This is a genomic window from Paraburkholderia sp. EG286A (assembly GCF_040965375.1).
GTDB lineage: Bacteria > Pseudomonadota > Gammaproteobacteria > Burkholderiales > Burkholderiaceae > Paraburkholderia.
The window spans coordinates 690,646-706,921 of sequence record NZ_JBFRCB010000004.1; the positions used below are offsets into that span (position 1 = coordinate 690,646).

Annotated in this window: 15 protein-coding genes; 14 read left to right on the top strand and 1 reads right to left on the bottom strand. The window is 62.4% G+C overall.

Translation table 11 applies throughout. The features are described 5' to 3' along the window. The first annotated feature begins 623 nt into the window (after positions 1 to 623). From AB4Y35_RS22065 to AB4Y35_RS22110, 10 genes are all read left to right on the top strand, one after another. Entirely contained in the window at positions 624 to 1,778 is a 1,155-nt protein-coding gene (locus AB4Y35_RS22065; protein WP_368705920.1) for a porin, read from the top strand. Between the two features lie 207 nt (positions 1,779 to 1,985). Further along, on the top strand, positions 1,986 to 3,077 hold the full coding sequence (locus AB4Y35_RS22070) for a LacI family DNA-binding transcriptional regulator (protein ID WP_368705921.1): 1,092 nt from the start codon (positions 1,986 to 1,988) through the stop codon (positions 3,075 to 3,077). 175 nt (positions 3,078 to 3,252) lie between these two features. Further along, complete coding sequence (locus AB4Y35_RS22075) at positions 3,253 to 4,500, top strand: ABC transporter substrate-binding protein (protein WP_368705922.1); 1,248 nt, start codon at positions 3,253 to 3,255, stop codon at positions 4,498 to 4,500. Positions 4,501 to 4,606: 106 nt separating this feature from the next. Further along, a complete protein-coding gene (locus AB4Y35_RS22080; RefSeq protein WP_342921768.1) occupies positions 4,607 to 5,632 on the top strand; it encodes a sugar ABC transporter permease in 1,026 nt (341 codons plus the stop codon). Beyond that, the gene (locus AB4Y35_RS22085; RefSeq protein WP_028204698.1) at positions 5,629 to 6,459 is read left to right on the top strand and encodes a carbohydrate ABC transporter permease; all 831 of its coding nucleotides are present in this window, start codon (positions 5,629 to 5,631) and stop codon (positions 6,457 to 6,459) included. The genes AB4Y35_RS22080 and AB4Y35_RS22085 overlap by 4 nt, the downstream gene beginning before the upstream one ends. 67 nt (positions 6,460 to 6,526) lie before the next feature. Further along, positions 6,527 to 7,864 carry a GH1 family beta-glucosidase gene (locus AB4Y35_RS22090; protein ID WP_368705923.1) on the top strand — a complete coding sequence of 446 codons (1,338 nt, stop codon included), beginning with the start codon at positions 6,527 to 6,529 and terminating at the stop codon, positions 7,862 to 7,864. A gap of 96 nt (positions 7,865 to 7,960) precedes the next feature. Beyond that, positions 7,961 to 9,091: an ABC transporter ATP-binding protein gene (locus tag AB4Y35_RS22095; RefSeq protein ID WP_368705924.1), complete on the top strand. Its 1,131-nt coding sequence runs from the start codon at positions 7,961 to 7,963 to the stop codon at positions 9,089 to 9,091. Between the two features lie 29 nt (positions 9,092 to 9,120). Continuing rightward, positions 9,121 to 9,342: a hypothetical protein gene (locus AB4Y35_RS22100; RefSeq protein WP_368705925.1), complete on the top strand. Its 222-nt coding sequence runs from the start codon at positions 9,121 to 9,123 to the stop codon at positions 9,340 to 9,342. Positions 9,343 to 10,030: 688 nt separating this feature from the next. After that, on the top strand, positions 10,031 to 10,261 hold the full coding sequence (locus AB4Y35_RS22105) for a type II toxin-antitoxin system Phd/YefM family antitoxin (protein ID WP_069262207.1): 231 nt from the start codon (positions 10,031 to 10,033) through the stop codon (positions 10,259 to 10,261). Beyond that, a complete protein-coding gene (locus AB4Y35_RS22110; protein WP_201695153.1) occupies positions 10,261 to 10,650 on the top strand; it encodes a type II toxin-antitoxin system VapC family toxin in 390 nt (129 codons plus the stop codon). The genes AB4Y35_RS22105 and AB4Y35_RS22110 overlap by 1 nt, the downstream gene beginning before the upstream one ends. Here the strand turns inward: AB4Y35_RS22110 and AB4Y35_RS22115 are convergent. After that, positions 10,629 to 11,678: a LacI family DNA-binding transcriptional regulator gene (locus AB4Y35_RS22115; RefSeq protein ID WP_069262205.1), complete on the bottom strand. Its 1,050-nt coding sequence runs from the start codon at positions 11,676 to 11,678 to the stop codon at positions 10,629 to 10,631. The two genes, AB4Y35_RS22110 and AB4Y35_RS22115, sit on opposite strands and share 22 nt — an antisense overlap. A gap of 312 nt (positions 11,679 to 11,990) precedes the next feature. On the opposite strand from AB4Y35_RS22115, the gene AB4Y35_RS22120 reads away from it, so the two are divergent. From AB4Y35_RS22120 to AB4Y35_RS22135, 4 genes are read left to right on the top strand one after another with little or no spacing between them, the layout of a single operon-like run. Further along, complete coding sequence (locus tag AB4Y35_RS22120; protein ID WP_368705926.1) at positions 11,991 to 13,286, top strand: extracellular solute-binding protein; 1,296 nt, start codon at positions 11,991 to 11,993, stop codon at positions 13,284 to 13,286. Positions 13,287 to 13,346: 60 nt separating this feature from the next. Then, positions 13,347 to 14,264, top strand: coding sequence for a carbohydrate ABC transporter permease (locus tag AB4Y35_RS22125; protein WP_256094494.1), 918 nt, complete (start codon positions 13,347 to 13,349; stop codon positions 14,262 to 14,264). Positions 14,265 to 14,267: 3 nt separating this feature from the next. After that, the gene (locus tag AB4Y35_RS22130) at positions 14,268 to 15,098 is read left to right on the top strand and encodes a carbohydrate ABC transporter permease (RefSeq protein ID WP_368705927.1); all 831 of its coding nucleotides are present in this window, start codon (positions 14,268 to 14,270) and stop codon (positions 15,096 to 15,098) included. Positions 15,099 to 15,143: 45 nt separating this feature from the next. Continuing rightward, positions 15,144 to 16,274 carry an ABC transporter ATP-binding protein gene (locus AB4Y35_RS22135; RefSeq protein ID WP_368705928.1) on the top strand — a complete coding sequence of 377 codons (1,131 nt, stop codon included), beginning with the start codon at positions 15,144 to 15,146 and terminating at the stop codon, positions 16,272 to 16,274. Positions 16,275 to 16,276 lie beyond the last annotated feature (2 nt).

Sequence of the window (16,276 nt, forward strand, 5' to 3'; positions counted from 1 at the left end):
CGCGCGACGTGGCGGGGAACAGCGGGAGTCGAGGCGCGGGGAATTGCGTGGCGCGATGGTCTGAAGCCGGAAAGCCCGCGGGATTGATTCGACGTCCCGCGCTGAGTGTGCTTACCGGAGAATCTCAACTCGTTGCCCGGCAGGGTATACCTTGATCATAGTCGCTATTGCCGAGGCCTGCTGGTGACAGCGCTCTCAGCAGAACTGCAACGCTGCGGACACAACGGGCAAAAAATTTCCGTGTTGTCGTTGCAACTTCACAACGTCAGAGCGGCGCTTTTGAAAGCGCTGTCAAGCGCGATTTGGCCGAAGTAGCACGGGTGTTCGGTACATTTCCCTTGCTGCGCATATTTTCCCTCACGACCGCAAACGGAGTTGCGAGCTTTGTGACCATAACGGAATGGTCACAAAGCAGGGGCCTACTCCGGGGCCGCGCGGCGCGCAACTGTTATCGGTAACAGCGTTTTCCCTGGACTGCCGGTTCGATACACGGGGCAGGCGCGTCCCTATAATCGCCTCGAAATGTGATTCGGAACATTTCAGTGAGGCAGCCTGGTAGGGAACGTGTAGAGCGCACGCGACCTGCGCGGTTTGGAGACGCCAAAATATATATAGGATATCTAATGAACAAGAAGCTTATTGCATTGTCGGTAATGGCTGCTGCGACGACGATGGCGCACGCGCAGAGCAGCGTCACACTGTATGGCCGTATCGACAACGGCGTGCAGTATGAAACCGGTCTGCCGGGCGGTAACAAGTTCTCGGCACAGAGCGGCGACTGGGGTTGCTCCTGGTTCGGCCTGCTGGGTTCGGAAGATCTGGGCGGCGGCACGAAGGCGGTGTTCCAGCTGGAAGGCCAGCTCAATACGATGACGGGCGCCTCGGCGGGCAACCTGTTCGGTCGTCACGCCACGGTGGGTTTCAGCAACGACCGCTTCGGTCTGTTCAAGATGGGTAATCTCGGCGCCGGCGAACTCGCCCAAGACAGCTGGGGCGCGGACCCGCAGTTGATGCAGCGTTACGCCATCTCGACGCTGGTGCGCGGCCGTAACTGGACGAGCACGAGCAATGGCGCGGAATATGATTCGCCCACGCTGTTTGGCGGTCTCGTGATCAAGGGCCAGTATTCGCTGACCAACAACACGAGCTGGAACTCGGCGCCGGTCAACGCACAAGGCGTGCCGACGGGCCAGGGCCGCACGAACGCGATTGAAGGTATCTACACGTGGGGCAGCGGCGACTTCCGTGTGATCTATGACGAAGTCCGCGGTGCAGACGGTTCGTTCAACAACGTGTATTCGGCTTCGCGCTCGATTCTCGCTGGCGGCACGTATGTGATCGGTCCGGTGAAGATTTACGCTGGCTACCAGCACTTGAGCGCACCGAGCGCCACCAACGCAAGCATGGGCGTGACCGACGCGTCGCAGCCGGCTGGCGTGCGTGCACCGACGACGGTGGACCACGAGTGGATCGGTGCTGGCTGGCAGGTGAACGACGCTTCGGCGATCACGGCTGCGGTGTTCCATGCGAACGCGAACAACGGCAACGGCAATGCCACGCTGTTCACGCTCGGCACGACGTACAACCTGTCGAAGCGCACGTTCCTGTACGCAGAAGCCGGCTACGTGCACAACAGCTCGACGTCGAACATCAACCTCGGCAACGGCTCTTACGGCAACAACAACTTCGACGCGACGACGGGCACGTCGTCGAACGACAACCCGAACTACGGCCACAGCCAGACCGGCGTGTTCGCGGGCATCATGCACATGTTCTGATTTGACTTCGTTTGACCTGTAGTTGTTGTGATCTCTTTGTGTTAGGTACTGCTTAATTCTCTTTCATAGAGAGGCCGGTGCGATCTCTCCTCCACCCTGGTCGCACCGGCTGCTTTTTCTGCTGTTTTTAACCACTTCGAATTCGTATCTGGAAACGCTTTTTTCAGTGTCTGAAAGCGCTTTCATGAAAATGTTCAGGCGGAACTCATGACCGATGGCACCAACGAAGCACCCGGCGCGCCCAGTGTCCAGAGCGGACCCACTCCGGGTCCCAACGTGACGCTGGAAGAAATTGCGCGCGCTGCCGGCGTGTCTCCGAGCACGGTGTCGCGCATCCTGAACGGCACCGCGCGTGTTCTTCCCGAAAAGCAGCGCGCGGTGGAAGAGGCGATCGCGCGGTTCAACTATCGTCCGAACGTGCTGGCGCGCAGTCTTGCGAGCGGCCGGACCGAAACCATCGGCGTCCTGACACAGGCCGTGTCGAGCCCGTTTTACGCCGAGTGGCTGCGCGGTATCGAAGAGGCGCTTTCCGAGCCGGGCTTCACGCCGATCTTCGTGAGCAGCCGCTGGAATGTCGTCGACGAAAAGGCACGCCTCGAAGAGTTCATCGCGCGCCGCGTGGACGGCATCATTCTGTTGCATGCCCAACTCGACGAACCTACGCTCACCGAATACTCGCGCTACGCGCCCATGCTGGTGCTTGGGCGCTCGGTGCAAAACGGCACGGCGCTGGCGGGCCTGCCGATCGACAACCTGCAGGGCGCACGCGACGCGACCCGCCATCTGATCGAGCAGGGCCACCGCGAGATCGCGTTCATTGCCGGCCCGAGCAGTCACGAAGACGCGATCGAACGTCTCGACGGTTACCGCATCGCACTGGAAGAAGCGGGAATCGGCTTCGACGCCGATCTGGTCGAGCAGGGCGATTACCTCGAAACAGGCGGCCTCGCGGCCATGGAGCGGCTGCTGGTGCGCCGGCCGTCGTTGAGCGCGGTGTTCTGCGCGAACGACCAGACCGCGTACGGCGCGCGTCTCGCGATGTTCCGCCGCGGCGTGCGCGTGCCCGAGGATGTGTCGCTGGTCGGCTTCGACGATCTGCCGACTTCTTCGTACATGACGCCGCCTCTGACGACAGTGCGCCAGCCGACCTATGAAATCGGCCGTCTCGCCGCACAAGGCATCGTGCAGATGATCCGCAAGCAGCCCATCGCGCTGAGCCCCATTCCGCTCACGCTGGTGACGCGCGAGACGACGCGTCGCATCGGGCCGTCGTTGACCCCGGCAGACAAGGGGGCGTAAGGTCCGCGTCCACTTCGGGCCGTTTTTTTGGTTTTGCGGTGAAAGCGCTTTCAAACACCGGAAGCGCGGCAAGCAGGGCGTCAAGCACTGCGAATCAATACAACAGGGGAAGTAGTTCGTAGCAGCAGGGGAGCAATTGAACGTCACTCACAAACGTTTCACCAGGAGACATGTAATGAATTTCCGTTTTTCAGGCACTGCCGCCGCAGTTTTGCTCAGCCTGGCTACCGTGGCTGCGCATGCGAACACCACGCTGACCGTCGCGGTGTTTCCGAAGCTCGACCAGGAAATCAAGGACGCGATTCCCGCGTGGAAGAAGCTGCATCCGGACGTCGACATCAAGGTGTCGTCGCTGGCGATCGCCGATCACCACAACGCCATGACCACGGCGCTCGCAACGAGTTCTGACCTGCCCGACGTGATGGCCGTCGAAGTCGGTTTCATTGGCCGTTTCGCCGCGGGCGGCGGTCTCGAAGACCTGGCCAAGCCGCCCTATAGCGCCGGTCAGTACAAGAGCCAGTTCATCAACTACACGTTCGCGCAGGCCACGACGCAGGACGGCCAGATCGTCGGCATGCCGGGCGATATCGGCCCGGGCACGCTGTTCTACCGCAAGGACATTCTCGACAAGGCGGGCGTGACCGAAGCCGATCTGACCAAATCGTGGGACTCGTATCTCGCGGCCGGCCAGAAGATCAAGAAGGCGACCGGCGCGTACCTGATGGCGTCGTCGCGCGATATCGAAGACATCTATATTCGCGCCGACCTGAAGGAAGGCGATGGCGTGTACTTCGACAAGGCTGGCAATCCGGTCGTGACGTCGCCGCGCTTCGTGAAGGCATTCGAGCTGGCGAAGAAGGCGCGCGATCTCGGTCTCGACGCGAAGATCACGCCGTGGTCGAACGAGTGGGCCGAGAGCTTCAAGCGCGGCACGGTCGCCACGCAAATGATGGGCGCATGGCTCGGCGGCCACCTCTCGTCGTGGATCGCACCCGATACGAAGGGCCTGTGGCGCGCGACGAATCTGCCCGGCGGTGCTTATGCATCGTTCGGCGGCACGTTCTGGTCGATTCCGGTGAAGGCCTCGCAAAAGCAGCTGTCGTGGGAATTCATCAAGTTCCTGACGACGCGCCCGGACGAGCAGCTCGCTTCGTTCCGCTCGATCGATGCCTTCCCGGCGCTGCTTTCGGCGCAGCACGACGACTTCTTTGCGCAGCCCGTGGCGTTCCTCGGCAACGAGAAGGCTCGCCTGATCTGGCGCGATGCGGCCTCGCATATCCCGGCGATCCAGCGCAGCAAGTATGACCAGGTTGCCGAAGAGGCGGTCCACTCGGCGCTCGACAAGGTGGTCGACAGCAACGAGGACATCCACCAGGCGCTGCAGGAAGCACAGGCTGAGATCACGCATCGGGTCCGCCGTTAAGCGGTTCTGATGAAACGGCGCGGCATGCATCGCCGCGCTTTGAAGCCCGCTGCAACAGCGTGGCCGGTCGCCCCGGCCGGCCACGCCCGAATGGACGGAACTATTGATGAACTCTCCTCTGCCCACAACTGAACAGGTCTCCCGGGAAGGGCTCGTGCGCGATACGCTCGCGCCGCTCGCCCACGCTCGTGGCAAACCGCGGCTCAATCCGGTCAAGATCGCGCCGTACCTGTTTCTCGCGCCGTTTTTCCTGTTGTTCGCCGTGTTCCTGGCCTTTCCGCTGCTGTTTTCGCTGTATCTCTCGTTCCAGAGCTGGGACGCGACAGCGGGTCTGGCGAGCATGAAGTGGGTGGGCCTGTCGAACTTCACCTTCACGCTGACTGACCCGTGGTACTGGAAATCGCTCTACAACACGGCTTCGATGGCGGTCATGTCCGGCGTGCCGCAGCACCTCATTGCGCTGCCGCTGGCGTTCTTTCTGCAGACCGCATTTCGCCGCTGGCGCAATTTCGTGGTCGGGCTGTATTTCCTGCCCTTCATCACGTCGAGCGTGGCAATCGCGCTGATCTTCTCGTCGCTGTATTCGACCGACTTCGGCATGATCAACCTCGCCATTGCCGAGATCGGCAAGATTCCGGGGCTGCACTGGATCGTGCCTTCGAAACCGATCGAGTGGCTGTATAACCCCGCGAACGTGAAGCCGGCGGTTTCGGTTGTCGTCTTCTGGCGCTACGTGGGCTGGAATACGGTGCTTTATCTGTCCGCGCTGCAAACCATTCCGAAGGACATTTACGAGGCGGCACGCATCGACGGCGCCAATGGCTGGCAACAGTTCACGCGCATCACGATTCCGCTTCTCAAACCGATGATCTTCTTCGCCGTCACGCTTTCGATCATCGGTGGGCTGCAACTGTTCGAAGAGCCGTTCATCCTGCTCCCGAACGAAGGCATGGGCACGAGCCAGTCAGGCCTGACCACGGCAGTCTACATGTATCGCACGGCATTCCACGACGGCGACTTCGGCACGGCCAGTTCGATTGCGTGGCTGCTCTTTATCACGATTTCCGCGCTGATGTGGCTCAACACGCGCATTTTCCACCGCAGCGGCATGAAAGAAGAGGCACAGCGATGAAACTGTCGAAAAACAAGGCGCGCTATACGGGCTACGCCGTCGTGCTGGCGGGCGCGGTGCTGATGTTCTCGCCGTTCTGGTTCATGTTCGTTTTTGCCACGCACACGAGTTCCGAGATTTTCTCGATGCCGCCGCCGCTGTGGTTCGGCAACGCGTTTCTCGACAACATGGCGTCGCTCATGCGTCACATTCCGTTCTGGCGCAATCTGGGCTGGAGTTTCTACACGGCCACGATCCAGACCGTACTGACGCTGCTCGTGACTTCGATGGCCGGCTACGCGTTTGCGATGTATGAGTTCCGCTTCAAGAAGACGCTCTTTGCCGTCGCGCTCACGGCCATGCTGGTGCCGCCGTTCCTCAGCATGATTCCGACCTTCATGACGATGAACCTGCTCGGCTGGATCAATCAGCCGCGCGCGCTCTACGTACCCGGCGCGGCGGCCGCGCTCGGCGTGTTCCTCATGCGCCAGTACATCGCGTCGGCGATTCCGTCCGACCTGATCGAGGCGGCGCGCATCGACGGCTGCGGCGAGTTCCGCATCTACTGGAGCATCGTGTTGCCGCTGCTCGGGCCGGCACTGGGCACGCTCGGCCTCATCAGCTTCATTCAGGCCTGGAACAACTTTCTCTCGGCGCTCGTGGTGCTGCGTTCGCCCTCGATGTACACGCTGCCCCTCGCGCTGCGCATTTTGCAAAGCCCGACCAATTCGGACTGGGGCGCGGTGATGGCGGGCTCGGCGGTTGCCGTGGTGCCGTTGCTGGTGCTGTTCGCTTTCACCTCGCGGCGCTTGATCGACGGTTTGACGACCGGCGCCGTCAAGGCCTGAGTTTCGCTTCGTTCATTTCATGCCGCTCGAGCAAGAGCGGACACGACTAATCAGGATACCTATCGTTATGTCGACGTTTCAATTCAAGGAAAACTTCGTCTGGGGCGTGGCCACCAGCTCGTATCAGATCGAAGGCGCGGCCCGTGAGGACGGCCGTGGCGAATCGATCTGGGACACGTTCTGCCGCGTGCCCGGCAAGGTCGTGAAAGGCGAAAGCGGCGACGTGGCCTGCGATCACTACCATCGCCTCGAACAGGATCTCGATCTGATGGCGCAAATGGGCGTCAATGCCTATCGCTTTTCGATTGCGTGGCCGCGCGTGCAGCCGGATGGTCGCGGCGCGTACAACGAAAAGGGCCTCGCGTTCTACGAGCGTCTGGTCGACGGCCTGCTCGAGCGCGGCATCCAGCCGTTCGCGACGCTGTATCACTGGGACCTGCCGCAAGCATTGCAGACGGCGCAGAATGGCTGGGAAAGCCGCGATACGGCGTATCGTTTTGCCGACTACGCGCGCAAGATCGGCAGCGTGCTGGGCGACCGCGTGGCTTCGATCGCCACGCACAACGAGCCCTGGTGTACCGCATGGCTCGGCAACGCGACGGGCTACTTCGCGCCGGGCAACGCCGACCTGAAGAAGGCGGCGCACGTGGCGCATCATCTGCTGCTTTCGCACGGCCTGGCCGTTCAGGCCATGCGCGCCGACGGCGTGAAGGCACCGCTCGGCATCGTGCTCAACCAGTCGCCGGCACACGGCGCGACCGACGCGCCTGACGACCTCGCTGCCGCTTCGCTCGAATACGCGAAGTTCGTGCGCTGGTACATGGACCCGATCTTCAAGGGCGAATATCCGGCCGAAGCGCTGCAATGGTATGGCGCGAACGGCCCGCAAGAGGTGATCCGCGAAGGCGACTTCGACATCATCGGCACGCCGCTCGACTTCCTCGGCATCAACTACTACACGCGTATCTTCGCGAGCGCTTCGGGCAACAAGCGTCCGCCGGGCGTGCACGGCTTCACGGACATGGACTGGGAAGTCTATCCGGAAGGCCTGACCGAACTGCTCACGAAGCTCAATGCCGAGTACAAGCTGCCGCCGATCTTCATCACCGAGAACGGCTGTGCCTCGAAAGACGTGCTCGAAAACGGCCGCGTGCAGGACACCGACCGCATCCACTTCCTCGATCTGCACCTGGCCGCACTGTCCGAAGCCGCACGACAGGGCGTGGACGTGGCCGGCTATTTCGCATGGAGCATGCTGGACAACTTCGAATGGGCGTCCGGTTACGACAAGCGCTTCGGCATGGTGTACGTCGACTACGAGACCCAGAAGCGCACGCTGAAGGACAGCGCGCACTGGTATAGCGAGGTGATCGCGGAGCATGCCGCGGCCGAGGCCGCACGCTAACGCGGGCACACAGACAGCACCGTAACCCGCGCGAAGAGGGCAGGCACGCCTGTCTCGCGCGGGACGGCAAGCAAGAGCACCAAGGAGGACGTAACAATGGGCGAACTCGTATTGCGCAACGTCGTGAAGACGTATGGCGAAGGTCCGCAGATCATTCAGGGCATCGATCTTCATATTCCCGACGGACAGTTCACGGTATTCGTCGGGCCGTCGGGTTGCGGGAAGTCGACCATGCTGCGCATGATCGCCGGGCTCGAGGAAGTGAGCGGCGGCGACATTCTGATCGACGGCATACGCGTGAACGATCTGCAGCCGGTGGATCGCGGCGTGTCGATGGTGTTCCAGAGCTATGCGCTCTACCCGCATATGACGGTTGCGGAGAACATGGGCTTTTCGCTGAAGCTCTCGGGCAAGTCGAAGCGCGAAGTGCGCGAGGTCGTGGGCCGCGCCGCCGAAATCCTGCAGATCACGCACCTGCTCGAGCGCAAACCCAAGGCGCTCTCGGGCGGCCAGCGGCAGCGCGTCGCGATTGGCCGCGCGATCGTGCGCAAGCCGCGCGTGTTTCTGTTCGACGAGCCGCTGTCGAATCTCGATGCGGCGCTGCGCGTGCAGATGCGTATCGAACTCGCGAAGCTGCACCGCGAACTCGGCACGACGATGATCTACGTCACGCACGATCAGGTCGAGGCGATGACGCTCGGCGAGCAGATCGTGGTGTTCAACAAGGGGAACATCGAGCAGACCGGTGCGCCGCTCGATCTGTACGACCGGCCCGCGAACCGTTTTGTCGGCGGCTTTATCGGCTCGCCGCAAATGAACATGCTCGCCGCCACGGTCGTGTCGCAAAACGGCGTGCAAACCGTCCTCGCGCTTGCGGGTGCGAGCCACCGTATCGCGTTGTCGGGCCGTCCGGATCGCGCACTCAACGGCGAATTGACCCTGGGCGTGCGCGCCGAGCACCTGAGCATCGGCTTCGCGGACGAAGGCATCGCCGCGCGCGTGGAGCTGGTCGAACATCTGGGTGACGTGTCGATCCTGCACGCGCGCCTCGACGGCATGGCGCACGCCATCGCGCTCAAGCTCGACAAGAAGGACGCGCAATACGAGCCGGGCGCGCGCGTGGGCATCAAGGTGGCCTCGTCCGCGGTCACGCTGTTCGATGCGAAGGGCGACGCCGTGGCGTTCGAGCGCCCCCAGGTGGGAGAGCACGTTCAAGCCGTCGTTTGACGTGCCGGTTTGGCTAGGGGAAGAGTGCCATGGCGAACAAAGGGTCGAAGGACGATTTCGCGTCCGCTGCAAATGCGCCGAACGGGCAGGCCGCGACATCAGCGCAAACGCGCCACGTGACGGACAGGGAATACGAGCCGCAAGGCAACCGCCAGCAGAAGCGGCGCGAGCCGCTGCATGCGTTCATCGTCCATTTCGACGCGGAGCCTTCGTCGAAGCCGCCGCCGGGCGATCCGGACTCGCGGGTGTGACGATATAGGGGCAGGGATGATTATGAGTGTCGCGAATGGGCGTTACGAATTTGCTTACCGCCCATTTAACGTTAGCCGGAACGGTACTTTTTTGCAGTACCCTGTGGCCAGCTTGCCAGGCGCTCTTTCCTTGCTGGGCCGGGATCTGGCGGGGTTGACGCGGGCTCTGCGTCAATTCGCCAAGCCCAGGTAAACCACGCATGGCGGCGCCCGAAGCGGACATTTAACATGAATTAACGTTAAGGGTAACGTTATTATGTTTCTGCTTAATCGACGGTCTGCAGCAAGGCAATCATCTTCCCCAACGCTCCGCTTTCCTGCGGCAGCGTCCGTATCGGCAAGCGAAGCGCACACCGCGACTCGCGCACATCCGCCGGCAAGCAACACATCCTGTTGTCGTGCCTCGCGGGTCGCCCGATCACAACTCGGGCTGCTTGACGGGCATTCACCAGACAGATCGATTATATGAAAGCGCAAGGGCCGCGGGGCCGATTCGGGCGAAACATGTTACCGGTAAAAACCCGCATTCCGTTCGCGCGGATTAGACCGGTGCAAGGGCGTAGTGCAGGTAGCAAACGGTTGGGCAACACCGATAACGAGCCATTGGGGTGCGATACGCAATTTCGTTGCGTGCGCAACGACCCGATGCAATAAAAATCCGATAGAATTTTGATGGGTGGAGAGCGTCATGGAAAAGCGAGTATCCAAAGCCATTTTCAAGTCCCGCGCCTGCGAGCTGTTCCGCCAGGTCGAAACGCTGGGCGAAACCGTCGTCGTGACGGACCGGGGACAACCCACCATTGAAATCCGCCCGTATCGCAGCAAGACGGAGAATCCGCTCGAGCTGCTGCGCGCGTCGATCACGCATTTCAACCTCAAGCACGCGCTTGCACCGGTTCCCGCCGAGCAGGAAGAGTAATGATCACGCTCGACACGCTTGCGCTCGTGTGCTGGCTCGGCAGGCAGAAAGCGCTGAGTCAGGCCGCGCACGATGCGATCGACCGTGAACTGGACGGCGGCGAGATCCTCATTTCGGCCATCAGCGCGCTCGAAATCGCGGAGTTCGTGAAGGCGGGCAGCCTCGGGCTATCCATGGACGCCCGCAGCTGGCTCTCCACGTTTCTGAAGCTGGATGGCGTGCGCCTGATTCCGGTCGATTCGGAAATTGCGTTCCGGGCGGCGACGCTGCCGCCCGCGCTCACCTCGCATCAGAGGCTGATCGTCGCGACCGCCCGCACGCACGGCGGCGCGCTCGTGACCTCCGATGCGAAGGTGCGCGCCTCGACTTACGTCGAAACGATCTGGTGACGCGAGCGGCGGTGGCGCGCTCGCACCGGTCCGGTCGAGTCGCGCACCACCAGCTCGGCAGGCAGCGTGATGCGCTGCGAAGCGGCGTCGATGCCGGCGATCTGCGCGAGCAGCGTATTGACCGCCGAACGCGCCATTTGCTGGAACGGCTGGCGAATCGTAGTGAGGGCAGGATGAAACTGCTCGGACATGGGAATGTCGTCGAACCCGATCACGGAAATGTCGTCGGGCACGCGCAGGCCCGCTTCCCTGACCGCGGCGATCACGCCGAACGCGCTCTGGTCGTTGGCCGTGAAGATCGCGGTGGGCGGATCGGGGAGATTGAGCAGGTCGAACGTGACGTCGAACGCCATCATTTGCGAGAGATCGCCGGCGGCGACCAGCGCGTCTTCGCGCGGCAGGCCGAGCTTGGCCAGCGTGTCGCGATAGCCGCGCTGGCGGTCGCGCACGCCTTCGATGGTTTCGTCGCCGGCGAGAAACGCGATGCGCTTGTGGCCGAGCTCCGCGAGATGCTCGACCGCGAGACAGGCGCCGCCGTAATTGTCGACGGATACCGAAGGAAAGCCCGTGAGCGTGCCGCGCTGATCGACCACCACTACGGGCACCTTGGCCGTGGCGAGGGCTTCGAGGCAGAGCGATTCGCGCGGCAGGATGGCGAGAATGCCGTCGGAAAATTGCTGGATCAACCCGAGCAGGTCGTGATGCGTATGGCGGTCTTCGTCGAACACGGTGTACACGAGCATTTCCATGCCCGCGCCGCGTGCCGCGCGGCCCGCGCCGAGCACCAGTTCGCTGGAGAACTGCGTGTCGAGCGTAGGCGTGATGATGCCGATGATGCCGTTGCGCCCGCCCGAGAGTTTCTGGGCGGTGCGGTTCACGACATAGCCGATGTCCGAAGCGATTCTCAGCACTTCGTCGCGCGTTTCGCGCGACACGCCCGGGCGTCCGTTGAGCGCGCGCGACGCGGTCATCTGCGACACCCCGGCAAGCTTGGCGACGTGCTCAAGCGTGGGAGTTTGCCTTGCCATGCGTGGTGTGGGCTTACGAGAGGTCATGTCTGCGAAGACTCGCTCGTGACTCGCTGGTTACTCCGCGGATGGGTCGCTCGTCACGTTAGCGATACCGTTTATATGCCGGCTATTCTATCAGATGCGCGCTTGTTCAACCGTTGCCACGCGTACCAACCTTGCGCGGAGCGCAAGCTCCGGCGGGCGCTCACCAGGAAAATCCCGCATAGCCGTAGTTCGGCTCACGGCTTAACATCCACTAACGTTAAGGCTAACGTTAAACCCGCAGATAACTCCGGTAGCTCTCAAAATTCCTAAAGAGGGGACACAAACATGGCGTACCCAGGTTTCTCCAAGGCGCGGGCGATTGTCGGCGCCACGGCACTGCTGTTTTCACTGTCTGCAGTCGTTTCGAACGCCATTGCGGCGGAATCCAAAACCATCACGGTATGGGATCAGCAGACCAATGCGTCGTCGAGCAAGATCATCCGTGACGCGTCGGACCGCTTCGAAAAGGCCGATCCGGGCTACAAGGTCGAGAATTCGCACGTCCTGAACGAGGCGTACAAGACGAAGCTGAAGGTGGCGTTCGGTGCGAACCAGCCGCCGTGCGTGTTCGAGAACTGGGGCGGCGGCGGCCTGCAGGAATATGTGAAATCCGGTCAGATCGTCGACCTCACGCCGTACCTGAACAAGGACCCGGCGTATCGCAACCGCTTCATGCAGTCGTCGTGGAGCGTCACGACGTTCGGCGGCAAGACCTACGGTGTGGCGGCCGAAAACGCGGCGGCCGCGGTGATCTTCTACAACAAGGAAGTCTTCAAGAAGTACGGCATCACGCCGCCCAAGACGTGGGATGAGCTGATGCACGTCGTCGATGTGCTGAAGCAGCACAACGTCGCAGCGTTCTCGCTCGCGAACAAGAACAAGTGGACGGGCTCGATGTACTACATGTACCTCGTCGACCGTATCGGCGGTCCGCAAGTGGTGAGCGACGCGATCGCAGGCAAGGGCAAGGGCTTCGAAGATCCGGCGTTCGTCGAAGCCGGCAAGCGCATTCAGGAGCTCGTGAAGGCGGGCGCGTTCGCGCCGGGCATCAACGGTCTCGACTATGACTCGGGTGCGTCGCGCCGTCTGCTGTATTCGGGCAAGGCCGCGATGGAGCTGATGGGCGCCTGGGAAGCTTCGACGATCGCGAACGAAAACCCGGGGTTCTCGAAGGATCTCGACTTCTTCCCGTTCCCGAGCGTGCCGGGCGGCAAGGGCGACCCGCGCGACCTGATCGGCACGGTAGGCGATGGCTTCCTGAGCATCTCGACCGAGTGCAAGACGCCGGACGCTGCATTCAAGCTGATCCAGGCGCTGACCGACGACCAGGCGATGCAGGCACGCGCGTCGGATGACCACAAGCTCCCGCCGGTCAACAACGTCAAGATCGACGATCCGTTCACGCAGCGTCTGCAGCAACTGCTGGCCGCGGCGCCGAGCGTGCAGCTCTGGTACGACCAGGCCCTGCCGCCGGCGTTGGGCGAACTGCACAAGGACACGACGCAGGCGCTGTTCGGTCTGTCGGTGACGCCTGAGGCGGCCGCGCAGCAAATGGAAGCCGCTTCGAAGAAGGGCGGTTGATCTCCAGCACTCAGGAAAAGTCCGGCTGGCGCCGCAAGGCGCCGGCCGGCAGAAAAGCTCGTGAATATTGCACTTTCCGCTACACCCGAACGCCGGCTGAAGCTCTCCTCGCAAACGCTCGTCACGGTCGTGTTTCTCGCGCCGGCGCTGCTGCTGCTGGCCGTGTTCCTGCTTTATCCGCTCGTTTCCAGCTTGCGGCTGTCGCTGCTCGACTGGAATGGCCTCGGCAATACGGCCCGCTATACGGGGCTCGCGAACTGGGCGCGGCTCGCCCATGACACGGTGTTCTGGCAATCGCTCAAGAACAACGTGATTCTCGCGCTCGCCTCGATCGTCATTCAGCTTCCTGTCGCGCTCGCGCTCGCCGTGCTGCTGGAAAAGGCCGGCCGTGGCTCGCGCGTGCTCAAGGTTCTCTATTTTCTGCCGCTGCTCATGTCGAGCGTGGCGATCGGCGTGCTGTTCAAGCAGATCTACGATCCGAATTTCGGGCCTCTGAACGTCGCGCTGCAGGCATTCGGACTCGATGGCCTCGCGAAGGACTGGCTGGGCGACCCGCATTTCTCGCTGGGCGCGACCATCGCCGTCATCATCTGGCAGAACGCGCCGTTCTACATGATTCTGTTCCTCGCCGGCCTCTCGTCGATGCCGGCCGAGGTCAACGAGGCGGCGCTGCTCGACGGCGCTTCCGAGTGGACCATCTTCTGGCGCATCAAGCTGCCGCACCTGCAAGGCACGGTGCGCACGGCCGTGATCCTTTCCGTGCTCGGCTCGCTGCGTTACTTCGATCTCGTCTTCGTCATGACCGGCGGCGGCCCCGAGGGCTCGTCCGAGGTGATGGCCACCTACATGTATCGCACGGTGTTCAGTTCGTTCCAGCTCGGCTACGGCAGCACCATCGGCTCGGCGATGTTCCTGATCGTCATCGCAGTGGCGGCGGTGTCGATGTACTTCACGCGCCGCTATGCAACCGAGGTCTGAAGCATGATCAAGAAATTCCGCTTTCCCCGCGTGACGATTCCGATCCTCGCGCTGATCTGGCTGGCTGTCACGACGGTCCCGTTCCTCTTCATGGTCGTGTCGAGCTTCAAGAGTCAGGAAGAAACCTTCACGACTTCCGTGTGGGCGCCGCCGAGCCACCTGTACTGGGGCAACTACGCTGCCGTGCTGAAGGGGCCGTTCTTCACGTATTTCCGGAACAGCCTGTTCACGGTGGGCGTGTCGGTCCTGCTGATCGTCGTCATCAGCGCGATGGCGGCCTATGTTTTCGCACGCATGCGCTTCAGGCTGAACAAGCTGCTCTTCGGTCTCGTGGTGGCGGGCATGATCGTGCCGCTGCATGCCACGCTGGTGCCGATCTACCTGCTCACGCGCAACCTCGATCTTTACGATACGCAGTTCGCGCTGCTCGGCCCGTATGTGGCGCTCAGCCTGCCGGTGTCGATCTTCATCCTGACCGAGTTCATGCGGCAGATTCCGCGCGAGCTCGAAGAAGCCGCGCAACTCGACGGCTGCAGTCCGTTCCGCATTTTCTGGCGTATCTTCTTCCCGCTTTCGGGACCGGGGCTCGCCACGGTGGCGATCTTCAACGGCATTGGTCTCTGGAACGAGTTCATCTTCGCGTACATGCTCACGTCGACGTCCGAGCACCGTACGCTGCCCCTCGCGATCTGGGATTTCATGGGGCAATACGCGTCGAACATACCCTCGATGCTGTCCGTTCTCGTGCTCACGTCGCTGCCGTTGATCGTCGCCTACGCGTTCGGTCAGGAGCGCGTGATCAAGGGGATGATGGCCGGCTCGCTGAAGGGCTGATTCAGGTCTGATTCGCACCGCTAACCGAACTTCGCATAAATCGATATGGCAAGCATTTCCCTCAATAACGTACAGAAGGCCTACGCGAGCGGCAACGCCGTGATCCGCGACGCCAACCTCGAAGTCGGCAAGAACGAGTTCTGCGTGTTCCTCGGCCCGTCGGGCTGCGGCAAGTCTACGCTGCTGCGCATGATCGCCGGACTCGAATCGATCACCGACGGCGAACTGCGCATCGACGGCGAACGGATGAACGAGGTCGAACCCGCGAAGCGCAAGGTCGCGATGGTGTTCCAGAACTACGCGCTCTATCCGCATATGAGCGTGTACGAGAACATGGCATTCGGTCTGCGTCAGGCGAAGGTCGACAAGGCCGTCATCGACAAGAAGGTGCGCAGCGCGGCTGCCGCACTGCAGCTCGATAGCTATCTCGAACGCCGCCCCGCAGCGCTTTCCGGCGGCCAGCGCCAGCGCGTGGCGATTGGGCGCGCGATCGTGCGCGAGCCGGGCGTGTTCCTGTTCGACGAGCCGTTGTCGAACCTCGATGCGGCGCTGCGCGTGCAGACGCGCACCGAGATTGCGCGTCTGCATCGCGAGTTCAGCGAGGCGAGCGCCGTGTATGTGACGCACGATCAGGTCGAAGCCATGGCGCTGGCCGATCGCATCGTGCTCCTGCAGGCCGGCGATCACATGGAGCGCCACGGCAGCGTCGCGCAGGTGGGGGCGCCACTCGATCTGTATCACCATCCGAAGAGCCGCTTCGTCGCGGGCTTCATCGGCTCGCCGAAGATGAACTTCTTCGCGGGCACGGTGGTGGGCGGCGACGATGGCGGCGTGGACATCGACCTGCAAAGCGGCGAGCGCGTGCGCGCGCGCGTGGACGGCTCGCGCGCGCGTGCCGGCATGAAGGTGACGCTTGGCGTGCGTCCAGAGCATCTGCGTGTGGCCGGCGATGCGCGCAACGAGCAGACGCTGGCGTGCCGCGTGAAGCTCGTCGAGCACATGGGCGAGCACAGCTATATTCACGCGACGCAGACGGGCTCGGGCGCAGCGACACTGATCGCCAAGGTGCCCGGCGACAGCGCGTTGACGCACGATGAAGTGGTCAAGCTCGCGCTGCCGGCCGAGGCATGCCACGTGTTCGACGATCACGATATGGCGCTGCGTCGTCTCATCTAAGC